Origin of the sequence: Actinopolymorpha singaporensis, assembly GCF_900104745.1 — a bacterium.
GTDB lineage: Bacteria > Actinomycetota > Actinomycetes > Propionibacteriales > Actinopolymorphaceae > Actinopolymorpha > Actinopolymorpha singaporensis.
Genome location: NZ_LT629732.1, coordinates 3,476,126 through 3,490,096, shown reverse-complemented (window position 1 = coordinate 3,490,096; position 13,971 = coordinate 3,476,126). Strand labels below are relative to the sequence as shown.

Annotated in this window: 14 protein-coding genes and 1 pseudogene; 11 read left to right on the top strand and 4 right to left on the bottom strand. The window is 69.4% G+C overall.

The window, feature by feature from the left end; translation table 11 throughout:
* From ctaD to BLU27_RS15900, 9 genes are all read left to right on the top strand, one after another.
* Window positions 1–1,959 (top strand): cytochrome c oxidase subunit I, encoded by a 1,959-nt coding sequence (gene ctaD, locus BLU27_RS15940; RefSeq protein ID WP_092654488.1) that lies wholly within the window; start codon window positions 1–3, stop codon window positions 1,957–1,959.
* A 7-nt stretch (window positions 1,960–1,966) separates the two neighbouring features.
* The gene (locus BLU27_RS15935) at window positions 1,967–2,596 is read left to right on the top strand and encodes a cytochrome c oxidase subunit 3 (protein WP_092654487.1); all 630 of its coding nucleotides are present in this window, start codon (window positions 1,967–1,969) and stop codon (window positions 2,594–2,596) included.
* Between the two features lie 8 nt (window positions 2,597–2,604).
* Complete coding sequence (locus BLU27_RS15930) at window positions 2,605–3,036, top strand: hypothetical protein (RefSeq protein ID WP_092654486.1); 432 nt, start codon at window positions 2,605–2,607, stop codon at window positions 3,034–3,036.
* Between the two features lie 73 nt (window positions 3,037–3,109).
* On the top strand, window positions 3,110–3,535 hold the full coding sequence (locus BLU27_RS15925) for a c-type cytochrome (RefSeq protein WP_197681449.1): 426 nt from the start codon (window positions 3,110–3,112) through the stop codon (window positions 3,533–3,535).
* Window position 3,536: 1 nt separating this feature from the next.
* Window positions 3,537–4,358 carry a c-type cytochrome gene (locus BLU27_RS15920; protein WP_092654484.1) on the top strand — a complete coding sequence of 274 codons (822 nt, stop codon included), beginning with the start codon at window positions 3,537–3,539 and terminating at the stop codon, window positions 4,356–4,358.
* The gene (locus BLU27_RS15915; RefSeq protein WP_092654483.1) at window positions 4,358–5,218 is read left to right on the top strand and encodes a QcrA and Rieske domain-containing protein; all 861 of its coding nucleotides are present in this window, start codon (window positions 4,358–4,360) and stop codon (window positions 5,216–5,218) included. Before BLU27_RS15920 ends, BLU27_RS15915 begins: the two co-directional genes overlap by 1 nt.
* Window positions 5,215–6,720 (top strand): cytochrome bc1 complex cytochrome b subunit, encoded by a 1,506-nt coding sequence (gene qcrB / locus BLU27_RS15910; protein ID WP_197681448.1) that lies wholly within the window; start codon window positions 5,215–5,217, stop codon window positions 6,718–6,720. Before BLU27_RS15915 ends, qcrB begins: the two co-directional genes overlap by 4 nt.
* Window positions 6,717–7,001, top strand: a complete 285-nt coding sequence (locus BLU27_RS15905) for a hypothetical protein (protein WP_157728567.1) — start codon at window positions 6,717–6,719, stop codon at window positions 6,999–7,001. The genes qcrB and BLU27_RS15905 overlap by 4 nt, the downstream gene beginning before the upstream one ends.
* Window positions 7,002–7,106: 105 nt before the next feature.
* On the top strand, window positions 7,107–7,517 hold the full coding sequence (locus tag BLU27_RS15900; protein WP_092654480.1) for a DUF6098 family protein: 411 nt from the start codon (window positions 7,107–7,109) through the stop codon (window positions 7,515–7,517).
* Between the two features lie 216 nt (window positions 7,518–7,733).
* Here BLU27_RS15900 and BLU27_RS31260 read toward each other — a convergent pair whose 3' ends face one another.
* The gene (locus BLU27_RS31260; RefSeq protein WP_241827455.1) at window positions 7,734–7,946 is read right to left on the bottom strand and encodes a manganese catalase family protein; all 213 of its coding nucleotides are present in this window, start codon (window positions 7,944–7,946) and stop codon (window positions 7,734–7,736) included.
* A gap of 169 nt (window positions 7,947–8,115) precedes the next feature.
* Between BLU27_RS31260 and BLU27_RS15890 the strand changes: the two genes are divergently transcribed.
* Together BLU27_RS15890 and BLU27_RS15885 are read left to right on the top strand one after the other, a co-directional pair.
* Window positions 8,116–10,668, top strand: coding sequence for an MGDG synthase family glycosyltransferase (locus BLU27_RS15890; RefSeq protein ID WP_092654479.1), 2,553 nt, complete (start codon window positions 8,116–8,118; stop codon window positions 10,666–10,668).
* A 1-nt stretch (window position 10,669) separates the two neighbouring features.
* Window positions 10,670–11,572, top strand: a complete 903-nt coding sequence (locus BLU27_RS15885) for a DMT family transporter (RefSeq protein WP_092654478.1) — start codon at window positions 10,670–10,672, stop codon at window positions 11,570–11,572.
* Window positions 11,573–11,583: 11 nt separating this feature from the next.
* Here BLU27_RS15885 and BLU27_RS15880 read toward each other — a convergent pair whose 3' ends face one another.
* The 3 genes and pseudogenes from BLU27_RS15880 to BLU27_RS31255 form a co-directional block, all read right to left on the bottom strand.
* Entirely contained in the window at window positions 11,584–12,192 is a 609-nt protein-coding gene (locus BLU27_RS15880; RefSeq protein ID WP_157728566.1) for an aminoglycoside phosphotransferase family protein, read from the bottom strand.
* Between the two features lie 494 nt (window positions 12,193–12,686).
* Window positions 12,687–13,691 (bottom strand): adenosyl-hopene transferase HpnH, encoded by a 1,005-nt coding sequence (gene hpnH / locus BLU27_RS15875; RefSeq protein WP_241828019.1) that lies wholly within the window; start codon window positions 13,689–13,691, stop codon window positions 12,687–12,689.
* A 168-nt stretch (window positions 13,692–13,859) separates the two neighbouring features.
* A pseudogene (locus BLU27_RS31255) lies at window positions 13,860–13,964 on the bottom strand (4-hydroxy-3-methylbut-2-enyl diphosphate reductase); the annotation flags it as partial.
* Between the last annotated feature and the right edge of the window lie 7 nt (window positions 13,965–13,971).

Below are 13,971 nucleotides of genomic sequence, written 5' to 3'. Positions count from 1 at the left end.
ATGGCGACGGCAGACACGACGGCGGGGTCCACGGCGACCGGCGCGCTCACCGGCACCCTTCCCGAACGCGCCGTGGCCGAGGACGCGGTCGGCGGCAAGCTGCGGAAGGTGTGGGCGGAGGAACCGGGGTTCATCGGCTTCCTCAGCACCGTCAACCACAAGCGCATCGGCCGGCGCTACCTCGTGACCGCGGCGTTCTTCTTCCTGCTCGCGGGCATCCAGGCGATGATCATGCGTACCCAGCTGGGTACGCCGGAGAACAGGCTGGTCGACCCGGCGCTCTACAACCAGCTGTTCAGCCTGCACGGCACCGCGATGATCTTCTTCTTCGCGACGCCGATGAACTCCGGTTTCGGCAACCTGTTCCTGCCGCTGATGGTCGGCACCCGCGACATGGCGTTCCCGCGGCTGAACGCCCTGAGCTACTGGATCTTCCTGTTCTCCGGGCTGTTCATGTTCGTCAGCCTCCCGCTCGGGCTCGCCCCGAACGGCGGGTGGTTCGCCTACGTGCCGCTGACGACCAGCGAGTACCTCCCAGGGCTGCACCTGGACTTCTACACCCTCGGCCTGCTCTTCCTCGCGATCTCCACCACCGTCGGCTCGATCAACCTCATCGTCACGGCCCTGAAGATGCGGGCGCCCGGCATGTCGCTGAACCGCGTCCCGGTGTTCGTCTGGGCCGTCGTCACCCAGTCGTTCATGCTGATCTTCGCGCTGCCGCCGCTGGACCTCGCCAACGGCATGTTGTTCTCCGACCGGCGGTTCGGCACGCACTTCTTCGACCCGGCCAAGGGCGGCGACACGATCCTGTGGCAGCACCTGTTCTGGCTGTTCGGCCACCCCGACGTCTACATCATCGTGCTGCCCGCGATGGGGATCATCTCCTCGGTGATCCCGACGTTCTCCCGCCGGCCGATCGCGGCGTACCCGCTGGTGGTGATCGCGACCGTCGCGACCGGCATCATCTCCTTCGGTGTGTGGGTGCACCACATGTTCGCGGTCGGGCTGTCACAGGTGTCGTTGAGCTTCTTCTCCGCGGCGACGCTCACCATCAGCCTGCCCGCAGGGATCCAGATGTTCGCCTGGCTGGCGACGATGTGGCGCGGCCGGGTGGTGCTGACGACGCCGATGCTGTACGCGATCGGGTTCATCGTCACGTTCGTCCTGGGCGGCGTGACCGGGGTGATGTTCGCGGTCGTGCCCTTCGACCAGCAGGTCACCGACTCCTACTTCGTGGTGGCCCACTTCCACTACGTGCTGTTCGGCGGAGCGGTGATGCCGATGCTCGCCGGGTGGTTCTACTGGTGGCCGAAGTTCACCGGGCGGATGACCCACCGCAAGGCGAGCATCTGGAGCTTCGTGTGGGTGTTCGTCGGGTTCAACCTCACCTTCTTCCCGATGCACATCGCCGGGCTGCTCGGGATGCCGCGGCGCATCTACACCTACGAGCCGGGCCTGGGCTGGACGCCGTACAACCTCGTCTCCACGATCGGGGGGTACGTCCTCGCCGTCGGGTTCCTGCTCACCCTGGGCGTGCTGCTGCACAGCTACCTGCGCGGGGAGAAGGCACCGGACGACCCGTGGGGGTCCAACACGCTGGAGTGGGCGACGTCCTCTCCCCCGCAGCCGTACAACTTCCCGGTCATCCCGACCGTGCACAGCCTCGACCCGCTGTGGGACAACCAGACGCTGCGTTCGATGGAGGAACTCCGCCACGACGACCAGCGCACGATGACCGAGAAGCACGAGACGCTGCGCACCACCGAACTCGACGCGAGGTTCGAGGGGGTGATGCCGATGCCGTCCGACACCGCGATCCCGATTCTCGTGGCGCTGCTGCTCACCGCGACGGTCGTACTGCTCCTGCTGGCGTTCTACATCGGCGCCGTCGTCGCGTTCGGGGCGATGCTGCTGGTCGTCGCCTGGTGGCTGTGGCACCGACCCGGGGTGGAGGAGTGAGGGTCCGATGACGACTGTCGACACGCCTACCGGACGCGGCGTCCGCCGGGGAGCGGTGCAGGCGCCGGAGGCCCCGGTCGGCCGGACCACCGGCTGGTGGGGGATGGTGCTGTTCATCGCCACCGAGTCGGCGACCTTCGGGGCGTTCGTGGCGAGCTACTTCTACCTGCGCTTCGTGCACGGCGGGCCGTGGCCGCCGAAGGGCGACACGCTTCCGGACCTGGTCCTCCCGTCCATCCAGACCGGGATTCTCGTCCTGAGCACGGTTCCGATGGCCGCCGCCGTCCGCGCCGCTCGCCGGGGCGCCCGGGGCCTGCTGTGGCTCACGATGCTCGTCGTCGCGCTGAGCGGTACGGCGTTCGTCGTCCTGCAGGGCCTGGACTACGTGTCGGAGTGGCCGGACTCCACGATCTCCAAGGACACCTACGGCTCGTTGTTCTACACCCTCACCGGCCTGCACGGGCTGCACGTGATGGGCGGCATCGGCATGATCGTCGTCCTCCTGCTGAGCGCGAGCGTCGGCCGGATCGGCCGGCGCCGGCCCGAGCCGGTCGGCATCGTGTCGTTGTACTGGTACTTCCTCGCGGTCGTCGCGGTAGCGGTGTACTGCACGGTCTACATCTCCCCCTACCTGTGAGGGCCACGATGACGGTCGACAGCGACATCTCACCGGAGGGCACGGACAGGCAGCCCCGCATCCACCCGCTGCTGCTGTGGTTCGGCGTGTTCGGCGGGGTGGTCGCGTGGTTCGTGCAGCTGTTCGTCGGCTGGGGCTTCGAGGAGGTCGGCTGCATCCGCAGCGGACCGGCCGGGACCCTCCTCCAGCACAACGGGGTCCCCGGAACGCGGGTCTCCCTCACCGTGTGGACGGTCACCGGGGTGATGTGGCTGGTCGCCGTTGCCGCACTGGTGACGTGCCTGGTGTTGCGGCGCCGGGCGGAACGCCTGGAGGACGACGTTCTCACCCGGGGACGGGTGCGCTTCCTGCTCGTCCTCGGTATCGCGTTCAACCTGTTGTCGGTGGCGATCCTCACCGGCTCCGGCATCGCCCTCCTGCTCCTGAAACCGTGCTCGTGACGGGCCGGGCGGCGGCGCGCGCCGCACTCGAAGCACTCCAAGTACCCCACCGGACGATCGGAGGCGGCTGGACGTGGATCCCACAGGTCGGCGGGCCGGCGCGATGAGACGGTTGCGACCCGGGCACCTGGTCGGTGGCCTCGTCCTCGCCGGCGCCCTCGCGTTCGCCAGCTGTGCGACGCCGGAGACCTCCGGTTCGCCTGCCCGGCAGATGCAGAACGGCGTACCCGAGCGCGGTGCCCAGCTCATCAACAGCTACGGCTGCGGGACCTGCCACACGGTGCCCGGGGTACGCCAGGCGGACGGCCTGGTCGGTCCCCCACTGATCAGCTGGGCAGAACGCAGCTACATCGCGGGTGAGCTGACCAACAAGCCGCCCAACCTCGTGCACTGGATCCAGGACCCCCAGGAGGTGGAGCCGGGTACCGCCATGCCCGACCTGAACGTCACCCGTCAGGACGCCGAGGACATCGCCGCCTATCTCTACACACTGAGGTGAGATGAGGAGCAGCAGCCGAACCCGAAGCAGGCCGCGCCGTGCGGCCGTGGCGCAGACGGCACTCGTCCTCGCCCTGCTGGCCGTCGCGGCGGTCGTGGCCACGGTTGCCGTCGCCGGCCGGCAGGCGGGTGCCGCCGGCACGTCGGCCCAGGCAGGTGCAGCGTCGTCCGCCAGGGGCTCCGACGCGCCGGACCCGACCGGGCGCCGGGTCTATCTCCGCGACTGCGCGTGGTGCCACGGCGTGGACGGCGGGGGTACGAACAACGGGCCCACGTTGAAGGGCGTCGGACCGGCCGCCGCCGACTTCTACCTGCGGACCGGCCGGATGCCGCTCGACCGGCCCGGCGAGCGACCCGTGCCCAGCGCCCCGGAGTACCCCTCGAAGACCATCTCGGCGCTGGTCGCCTACGTCGGGAGCCTCGGACCGGGCGAACCGCTTCCCCGGCTGGCGACCGGTGACGCCGCCAAGGGCAGGACGCTCTTCCTGCAGAACTGCGCCCCGTGCCACTCCTCCTCCGGGACCGGCATGATCACCACGGACGGCTGGCTGGCCCCGAAGCTGTGGAGCACCCGTCCCGAACAGGTCGCCGAGGCGATGCGGATCGGGCCCGGGCCGATGCCGGAGTTCAACCGCACCGACCTCGACGACAAACAGCTGAACGACATCGTGACGTACGTCGGAACGCTCGGCTCGGAGCAGGTGATCGGCGGCAACGGGCTCGACCAGTTCGGCCCGATCGCGGAGATGTTCGTCGTCCTGCTCGTGCTGCTGCCCGTCCTGCTGATCGTCATCCGACTCCTCGGAAAGAAGGCACCGAAGTGATGCGCAGGGAACCCGCCCCGCCCGCCGGCGTCCTGGTGTGTTTCGGCCTGGCCGTGCTGGGCGCGGTCGGGTTCGCCGTGTCGTACGTCCTCAACCTCGGCAACGTCGCGTTCGGCCTGTCGCTCGGCGGCGCCTTCGCGTTCCTCGCGGCCGGTCTGGCGATCTGGTCGAAGAGGATCGAGGTACGCGAGCCGCAGTACGTCGAGGAGCGCGCGGTCGGCCCGTCGCCGCCGCAGCAGTTCGAGGCGTTCCAGGAGGCGCTCACCAGCCAGCCGGTCCCCCGCTCCCGTGTCCTGTGGTCGATGCTCGGCCTGACCCTGGCGGCGATCGGCGGCGCGGTGCTGTTCCCGCTGAGATCGCTGTTTCCCAAGGAGGGCGGGAGTCCGGACGCGATCCTCGAACACACTCCGTGGAGCAAGGGGCTCCCGCTGGTCGACGAGGACGGCAAGCGCATCCGGCCCGGGGACCTCACCTACGACAGTGTCAAGACCGTCTTTCCCGCCGGCGTCAGCAGTCGCGTACACCCCGACACGACCACGGTGCTGGTACGCGTGGAGCCCGCGTCACTGCAACTGCCCGCCGGACGCGAGAACTGGGTCGTGGACGGCGTCGTCGGATACTCCAAGCTGTGCACGCATGCCGGCTGCCCGGTCGGCCTGTACGCCGCGGACTACCGCCAGCTCATGTGCCCGTGCCACCACTCGCTCTTCGACGTCCTCCGCGGAGCCGTTCCCATCGAGGGCCCGGCAGCCCGCCCGCTGCCGCAGCTCCCGCTCGGATTGGACGCGGACGGCTACCTGGTCGCCACCGGAGACTTCAGCGGCCCGGTCGGGGCCGGATGGTGGGGGTTGCCGACGTGAGCCTGAAACCCCAACCCGTACGCAAGAAGGAGAGCCGGCTGCTGCGCCGGCTCGACGAGCGACTCGAGATCGCGCCCATGGCCCGCAAGGCGTTGGCGAAGATTTTCCCGGACCACTGGTCGTTCATGCTCGGTGAGATCGCGATGTACAGCTTCATCATCCTGGTGGCCACCGGGGTCTACCTCGCGTTGTTCTTCGAGCCGGGCAGCTCCCTGCGCATCTACCACGGTGAGTACCCACCGATGCACGGCCTCCCGAAGTCCGCCGCGTTCGTGTCGACGGTCGAGCTCAGCTGGGACGTTCGCGGGGGCCTGCTGCTGCGCCAGGCACACCACTGGGCGGCGCACATCTTCGTCGGCGCGATCGTCCTGCACATGTGCCGGATCTTCTTCACCGGTATGTTCCGCAAGCCGCGCGGGATCAACTGGGCGGTCGGCCTGACCATGCTGATCCTGGCGATCTTCAACGGCTTCGCCGGCTACTCCCTGCCCGACGACCTGCTGTCGGGAACCGGCCTGCACATCTTCAACTCGATCTCGTTGTCGGTGCCGGTGGTGGGCGCGTGGCTCACGTTCCTCGTCTTCGGCGGAGAGTTTCCCGGGGACTACATCCTCGAACGCCTCTACGCCCTGCACATCTTCCTCGTGCCCGCTCTGATCGCCGGCCTGCTCGCCGTGCACATGGCGATCCTGATCAAGCAGAAGCACAGTCACTTCTCCGGTCCGGGCCGCCGCGACTCCAACGTCGTCGGGTCACGGGTGTGGCCGAGCTACGCGCTCCGGTCGTTCGCGCTGCTGTGCGCGGTGGCGGCGGTGGTCTTCGTGGCCGGCGGCATCGCCCAGATCAACCCCGTCTGGGTGTGGGGCGACTTCGACGCGGCGACCATCACCTCTCCGTCGGTGGCCGACTGGTACATCCTGTGGGTCGAGGGCGGGCTCCGGCTGTTCCCGCCCGCCGACCTCTTCGTCTTCGGGCACCTGATACCCACGCAGTTCTGGGCCGGCGCGCTGTTCCCGCTGCTGACGTTCGTGGCCCTCTACTTCTGGCCGGTGATCGAACGCAGGTTCACCGGGGACCGGGCCGCGCACCACATCGCCGGCCGGCCGCGGGACTTCCCGGTCCGCACCGCGATCGGCGTCATGGCGCTGACGTTCTACGCCATGCTGCTGGTGGCGGGTTCACAGGAGCTGATCGTGCAGTGGACCGGTGCGCCCATCGGAACGGTCCGGGCGACCCTGCGTGCGGTGACGCTCGGCCTGCCGCTGGTCACCGGCACGCTGGCGTACCTCCTCACCCGCTCCTTGCGGCGCAGCGACGCGGAGGGCCTGCTGTCGCTCAGCCGCGAGGACGTCGCGCACGCCGGCAAGGAGCCGTCTGAGGAGGACGGTGAGCGGGAGGAGCGGATTGCGCCCGCGAGAGCACCCGCGGTGGCTGCCGCCGACCGCGAGTTGTCGCGCTCGGCCACCGCACCGGCCCAGCAGTCGCCGGAAGGGGACTCGTGAACGGGAGCGGGCCCCGAGCCCGGGTGGAGGTCTACCAGCAGCCCGACGGATACTGGCGCTGGCACTGGACGCAGCGGGCCGACGAGGCGGAGACCACGTTGGTGAGCTTCCGTACCTTCGACAGCCCCTCCGAGGCGGAGGAGAGCGCCCGCAAGGCCTACCCGGAGACGGCGGTCAAGGTTCACAGGCAACGTCGGCGACGCCGCCACCGGGCGCGTTCGGCGTTGCGGGCCGCCGCCGTCATGGTCCTGGTGGCACGCCGCCTGCGCGCCGACAGGTAAGCACCCCGCCCGTTCGACCACACCGAGTTCCGTTTACACCCTCGCCGTGGCGGTACGGAAACGAAGACGAATCACGACCGGGCGGCCGGAAGGGGCGCGACGGACATGCAGGTAGTGGAGGACCTCGACGAGCTGACCCGCCTCGTGTATCGGCACCAGGGTCTCTTCGTGCGGTTCTCCGAGGGGCCCGAGGCCGATGCGGCGCAGGCGAGCGTCGACTACGAGAGCGGCCTTCCGCTTCCCGGGCTGTCGGTGAACCGCCTCGACCCGCCGAGGTGGTGGACGCGGCCACTGACCGACTGGCTCGCCCGGCAGATCTGCCAGTACGCCCACCTCGCCGAACGCGCAGCCAGTCGTACCGGCTGGATCCTGACCGGCAAGGTCGTCGGCCGGGGCCCGGACGACGAACCCCTGCTCACCGACGTCGAACCCGTCGCCTGGCTCGGCAAGGACGCCCTCGAACAGGCCAGGAGTTGGTACAGCGAGCACTTCCACGTCGGTCATTCCAGTGCATGACCCCGCCGCTCGCCGCCGTTCCACCGCCTGACACACGCGGCGTCCAGCCCGGGGCAAGACCCGCTTGACGCAACAAGGGGTGGGGAGCCGCGCTTCTGGACCCCCCACCCTTCGCCGGCGAGCACGATCACTCGCCCTTACCCTCCGTCGACCCAGCTGATGCAAACGCCGGGTCGGCGCCTACGGTGTGTTCTTCTTGTCCTTCTTCAACGCGGCCTATGCAGCGCGTCGTCGGTGACTCCGACCGGCGCCTTCTCCAGCAGCTGGGCGATCATGGTGGCGAGCAGCTCGACGTGGCCGAACGTACTGCGTGGCCACTGTGATCTCGCCGTACTGGCCACCGAAGATCTTCTGCAGCTTGCGGGCGTGGACGGCGTCGGGCTGGTCCGGAACGGCCTTGTGCTGGAGCTCTTGCCGGTGGAAGAACATCCCCCGTCTCCTTCAGTCGCGGCTGGCTGTCCAACCACGGCTGGCCTACCCGCACCGGCCGCCGCAATTCGCAACGACAGAAATCGGTCGGCAACCCGGTCCGGACGGGAATGTCACCGCCGGCACCGGCACGGTGTTGCAGATCACGTTCGATGGGTATTCACCAACAATGAGCCATCCCCCGGCCCGCTCGAACGGTCGTGCCCAAAACGGTGCCCAAAACGGTGCCCGGGTCGGCATCTCCGTCGGCGCCCACGCCGATGAGGGCCCCCATCGCGTCCTGCTGGTCTCGGCCGACATGGGCGGTGGCCACAACTCCACCGCCAACGCGCTCGAGGAGGCAGTGCAGCGGCTGTGGCCGGGGAGCGAGTGCCACCGCGTCGACACGCTGGACGTGATGGGGCCGGGCGTGGGCCGGGCGTTCCGCTCCATCTACGTCTCGAACGTCGAGCGCACCCCCTGGCTGTACGAGTTCTTCTACGCCAGTGAGTGGCGGCACCGCTGGTTCGCCCAGGCTTCCAAGAGGTTCACCGGCTCCTGGGCCGGGCGGCGGCTGCGCACCGAGATCGACCGCTTCGAGCCCGACCTGGTGCTCTCCACCTACCCGCTCGGCAGTTCCGGGCTGGCCTGGCTGCGCCGCCACCGCGGGCTCGGCGTCCACACCGCGTGCTGGGTCTCCGACTTCGCACCACACCCGTTCTGGGTCTACCCCGAACTCGACGCAAACTTCGTCGTCCACCAGACCGCGGTGGCTCTCGCCCGCTGCGCGGAACCCGACGTGAACGTCGAGGTCTGTGCACCGCCGGTCGTACGTGCGTTCGCCCCCGGCGACCAGGCGCAGGCCAGGCGCCTGCTGGATCTCCCGGCGGACGCCTTCGTCGTGCTCCTGTCCTGCGGCGCCTACTCCTTCGGCGACGCGGACGCCTCGGTGGCCGCCCTGCTGGAGGCCTCGGACAAGGTCTGCGTCGTGGTGGCCTGCGGGCGCAACGAACAGACGCGCGTACGCCTCGAACGGCTCGGCCTGCCCCGGGAGCGGCTGCTTCCCCTCGGCTGGACCGACCAGATGCCCACTCTCATGCGGGCGGCGGACCTCCTGGTGACCAACGCGGGCGGGGCGACCGCGCTGGAGGGAATGGCCAGCGCGCTGCCGGTGGTGACGACCTCCCCGATCGCCGCGCACGGCGTGGCGAACGCCAACCTGATGGTGGTCGCGGGTCTCACCGACCTGTGCCCCGACCTCGCGATGCTCCAGTCGTACGTACGGTCGGTGCTGGAGGAACGGGAGCCGCTGCGAAGACTCCGTTCCGCGACGTTGCGCCACCTTGAGCGGTACGACCTCGACTCGGGCCTGCACGCGCTCGTGGCGCCCCGGCCGGCCGACTCCACTCTCTCCACGCCTGCGCGTCAAGCCGCCCTTGCGGAGCGGACCTGGCCGATGCGGGCGCCGGATTCGTTCTTCGCCCATGTCGAGACCGGGCCGTACGCCCAGGAGTTGGGCGCGGTCCTCGACCTCGCCCCGCTGCCCGGCGGCCGGGCGGTCACCGCCGCGGACGTGCGCCGGACCATGCAGGCCCGGGCGAGCGGCCTGCCGCCGATGCGCCGCGTCCTCGTACGCCGCCCGCTGGGCTGGCTGTTGCGGGACTCGGTCGACGCCCGGAGCCACGTCGAGGAGCAGCGGCTGGGAGGGGGCGCGGGCGAGGAGGACGTCAGCGCAGCCGTCAGCGACTTCTGGTCCCGCCGGATGCCGCCGGACGCACCCGCCTGGCGGGGCCTGCAGGTGACCGGCCAGGCCGACGGCCGGAGCACCTTCGCGGTCAAGCTGCACCACGCCCAGGGCGACGGCATCTCCGCACTCGGCCTGCTCGACCGGCTCATGGACCCGCTGCCGGGCGACGGGCTGACCGAACGTCGACCCGCTGGTCGCCGGCGTATGGCGCGGGTCGGTGCGGGTCATGTCCTGCGGGGTGCCGGACGGCTGGCGGGCAAGGGCCTCGCGCCGCGTCATCCCCTCAACCACGTGACCCCGACCGGGCAACGGGACCTGGTCACCGTGGAGGTGCCGTGGAAGCGGATCCGCGACCTCGCCACCGCCTGCGACGCCCTGCCGCACGAGGCGGTTCTGGCGCTGGTGGCCGACGCGCTCGACCGGCTGCTCCGCCCAGCCGGTCTGCTCACGCCCGGCCGGCCGCTGCGGGCGATGTTTCCGGTGGCGATGCGGCCGCCGAAACTCGACCGGATCTCCGGAAACTGGACCGGCGCGCTTGCCGTCGACCTCCCCACCGGACCGCTCACCCTTTCAGGGCGAACCGCGAGGATCCGCGCCGGCACCCGCCTGCACGACCGGCAGGGCGAGGCGGTGGCGGCGGCGATGGTGATGTGGGCGGCCGGGCAACTTCCCCACCCGCTGCACCGCGGCTTCGCGCGAGCGACCTACAACCGGCACTTCTTCAACACGATCGTTTCCTACATGCCCGGCGCACGGGGACCACGGACGTTCGCCGGCGCCGACGTGCGCGCCGTGTGCCCGGTTCTTCCGCTCGCCTCCGGCGTGCCGCTGACCGTCGGGGTGGTCAGGTCCGGCACAGTGGCCGGTGTGGGAGTACTCCTCGACCGCGGCCTGGGGGTCGAGCGCAGGGTTGTCAAGGACGCCTTTCGCACCAGCTTCATGGCAGCCGCCGAGACACCACGCGAACCCTCCGTCGCGGTGGGGGCTGCCGGCTGAGATGGGTACTCTCGTCGGTGTTCTGTGTGCGTTGGCGGGGGCGGCGGCCTACGGCGCCGCCGGTGTGCTCCAGCACCACTCCGCGCGGCAGGCACCACAACGCGGCGCGCTGCGTCCGCGGCTGCTGCTCGACCTCATCCAGATGAGCGCGTTCCGTGCGGGAGTGATCTTCGCGGCCGGCGGCTTCGCCCTGCAGGTGGTCGCCCTGCACTTCGCGCCGCTCGCGCTGGTGCAGCCGCTGCTGGTCACCGGCACGTTGTTCTACATCGGTTTCGCCTACGCGATGCGCCATCAGTTGCCCGACGCCCGGCTGATGCTGGGAGCACTGGTGGCGATCGCGGGCCTGACCGGTTTCCTGCTGCTGGCATCGCCGAGCGAGGAGACCCACCCCAGGGGCTCCTCCGCCGTCGTACCGCTCGGCATGGTGCTGGTCGGGCTCGTCGCGGCGTGTCTCGTGGCGGCCGCGCTCGTCCACAGCGACCTGCGTGTGATGCCCTTGGCGATCGCCACCGCTGTCTGCTACGGCGTCACCGCCGGGCTGGTCCGCGAACTCGCCTCCACCGTCGACCTGTCCAACCTCGGCACGGTCTGGTCGAAGTGGCAGTTGTACGGCGTCGCCGTCATCGGCGTGGCCGGCTTCCTGCTCAACCAGAACGCCTTCCAGAGCGGGCTGATCGGTGCGCTGGCGTCCGCGGTCATCACCATCGGCGACCCGATCGTGGCGGTCGCCTTCGGCGCCACCTGGCTCGGTGAGGACATCGCGAGCGGGCCGGTGGTCACCGCGCTGCAGGGGGTCATGATGGCCCTGGTCGCCGGTGGTGTACTCCTGCTCGCCCGGCGTTCGCAGCAGGTGGCGCAGGAGTTCCGCGAAGAGATCGCCTCCGCCGCGGTGGCCACCTGGTAGGGGACCCGCAGTTATCCGAGGCGCCGTAGCGCTGTCTCGACAGCCACCTCGACCCGGGAAGTCATGCCGGCCACATCGACGGGACGGCGCCCGGCGACCTGACCACGGATCCACTTCGACCCGCTGTCGTCATAGTGCAGCAGGGCATACAGGTCCCACCACGGATCGAGACTCACCCCGGCGATCGACTCATAGAGCGACCGAAGCTGCTCCGACCACTCGGGCGAGTAGAGCGCCGCCAAGTATCGCCGACAGTGCCCGACGTCAATCGCGCGCGCCCCCCGATGGACGGAGTTCCAGTCGGTCAGTCCAGTAATCCTCCCGCGCGACCACAGCATGTTGACAGGCAGGAGATCGCAGTGCAGAAAGACGGCAGTGTCCTTTGGCGGCGGCGCCGCCATGACACCGAACGCTGCCTTCCACACGGCCGGCTTCTGGGCGTCGACCGGCACCTGAAGCCCGTCCAGAGGAGCGATCCAAGAATCCGTCCAAGGTCTGAACATCTTCGCGGGGAGATCGAGGGAATGCAGCAGTGCAGCAATCTCCGCGATCCTCGTCATCCACGACCGAGGGTCCGCCGGACTGAGGTGAACATGCCCCGGCAACCGTGTCATCAGCAACGATGGCGCGCCCCCGTCGAAGCACCAGCAACGTCAGTAGCCAGGATGCTCGGAACCGGGAGCCCGCTTCCCGCCACCACACCAAGGTTGGCGATCTCCTTCTCCAGGCTCCCCTGCAGGCCAAGCCCGCCCGGGTACTGCCGCAGAACGACGAACGTTCGCGTTCCACGTCGCTCGACAGTCAGCCGATTCACGGCGGAGCAGGCGCCACCGGTCAAGCGGCGACAGCCAACGACGCGACTGCCCCGACCCATCGACGCCGCAACCCAGGCGAGAGTCTCCACGGAGGGCCGACGCTGCCTGAACCCGCCATCCCTCCAGTCGCCGTCGGTCATGGGCGCGAGCCTATTCGTCAGGGGCCTGCGGCGACAGCGGGTTTCCAACCCGGCAGAGGCGGTGACCCGGCTGCTGGATGGCCGTCACCTTCTGGAACGGTTCACGATGGAGCAGGCGGGTGAGGTGGACCACCGTCTGGCGGAGTGCGTTCCGCGGGGTCAGCCGCCGGCGACGGCGCGGATGGACTCGCGCAGTGAGCCCATCGTGGCGAGGACCGCGCTCGGTTCGTACCCACAGTGGGCCATGCAGTTGGCGCAGCGGTCGTCGCGACCGCGGCCGTACGCCTCCCAGTCGGTGGTCTCGACGAGTTCCTGGTACGTCGCGGCGTACCCGTCGGACATGAGGTAGCAAGGACGCTGCCAGCCGAACAGCGAGTAGCTCGGGATTCCCCAGGCGGTGCAGCCGAAGTCGGCCTTGCCCTCCAGGAAGTCCAGGAACAGCGGCGAGTGGTTGAGCCGCCACCGCTTCCGGTTGCCGCCCGCGAACGCCTTGGAGAACAGCTCGCGGGTCTCCGTCACGCCCGGGAAGTGCTCCTGGTCGGGGGCCTTCTCGTAGGCGTAGGCGGGCGAGATCTGCATGTTGTCGACCTTGACCTCGTCGTTGAGGAAGTCCAGCACGTCGATGATGTTCTGCGACGTGTCGTTGCTGAAGAACGTGGAGTTGGTGTTGACCCGAAACCCCTTGTCCTTCAGGAACCTGATCGCCTCCACCACCTCGTCGAAGACACCGTCCTTGCACACCGACGCGTCGTGCCGCTCCTTCAGCCCGTCCACGTGGACGACGAACGAGAAGTACTGGGACGGCCTGAAGTGGTAACGATCCCACCACTTCCGTACGAGCATCGCGTTGGTGCACAGGAAGACGTACTTCCTCCGCTTCACGAGCTCGTCGACCAGCCTGTCGATCTCGGGGTGCATGAGGGGCTCGCCACCGGCGATCGAGACCATCGGAGCGCCGCACTCCTCCATGGCGGCAAGCGCCTGCTCCACCGGCATGCGCCGTCGCAGCTCGTCGGCGGGGTGCTGGATCTTGCCGCACCCCGCACACTGCAGGTTGCACGCGAAGAGGGGCTCCAGCTCGACCAGCAACGGAAACTTGTCACGTCGCTTCAGGTGTTGCCGAACGAGATAGCTTCCGACCTTCAGGGACTGGCGCAACGGCATGCTCACGCGGAGCGCACCTCCTTCGGTGTGGCGAAATGGACGTTCTCCATGGTGATCCTGCGTTCCTGTACGTCGACCGCGCCGAGGCCGCGGAGTGCGTCCACGACCCCGTCGGCGAGTGCCTCCGGCGCGGACGCTCCGGCGGTGACGCCGACGGTCCGGGCTCCTCTCCTCGTGCCCCGCGTGCCCGATGAACACCACGCTGTCGCCCTGGTCTCCGCAGCGGCGCACCTCGCTGTGCACCTTGCTCACCAGCGGACAGGTGGCGTCGATGACGCCG

What these genes read in the sequence shown, in the direction of transcription:
- ctaD (WP_092654488.1), top strand. Translation starts at nt 1, where the DNA reads ATGGCGACGGCAGACACGACGGCGGGGTCCACGGCGACCGGCGCGCTC.
- hpnH (WP_241828019.1), bottom strand. Translation starts at nt 13,691, where the DNA reads ATGCCGTTGCGCCAGTCCCTGAAGGTCGGAAGCTATCTCGTTCGGCAA.
- BLU27_RS15890 (WP_092654479.1), top strand. Translation starts at nt 8,116, where the DNA reads ATGAGCCATCCCCCGGCCCGCTCGAACGGTCGTGCCCAAAACGGTGCC.
- BLU27_RS31260 (WP_241827455.1), bottom strand. Translation starts at nt 7,946, where the DNA reads ATGTTCTTCCACCGGCAAGAGCTCCAGCACAAGGCCGTTCCGGACCAG.
- BLU27_RS15900 (WP_092654480.1), top strand. Translation starts at nt 7,107, where the DNA reads ATGCAGGTAGTGGAGGACCTCGACGAGCTGACCCGCCTCGTGTATCGG.
- BLU27_RS15915 (WP_092654483.1), top strand. Translation starts at nt 4,358, where the DNA reads ATGCGCAGGGAACCCGCCCCGCCCGCCGGCGTCCTGGTGTGTTTCGGC.
- BLU27_RS15930 (WP_092654486.1), top strand. Translation starts at nt 2,605, where the DNA reads ATGACGGTCGACAGCGACATCTCACCGGAGGGCACGGACAGGCAGCCC.
- BLU27_RS15920 (WP_092654484.1), top strand. Translation starts at nt 3,537, where the DNA reads ATGAGGAGCAGCAGCCGAACCCGAAGCAGGCCGCGCCGTGCGGCCGTG.
- BLU27_RS15885 (WP_092654478.1), top strand. Translation starts at nt 10,670, where the DNA reads ATGGGTACTCTCGTCGGTGTTCTGTGTGCGTTGGCGGGGGCGGCGGCC.
- BLU27_RS15935 (WP_092654487.1), top strand. Translation starts at nt 1,967, where the DNA reads ATGACGACTGTCGACACGCCTACCGGACGCGGCGTCCGCCGGGGAGCG.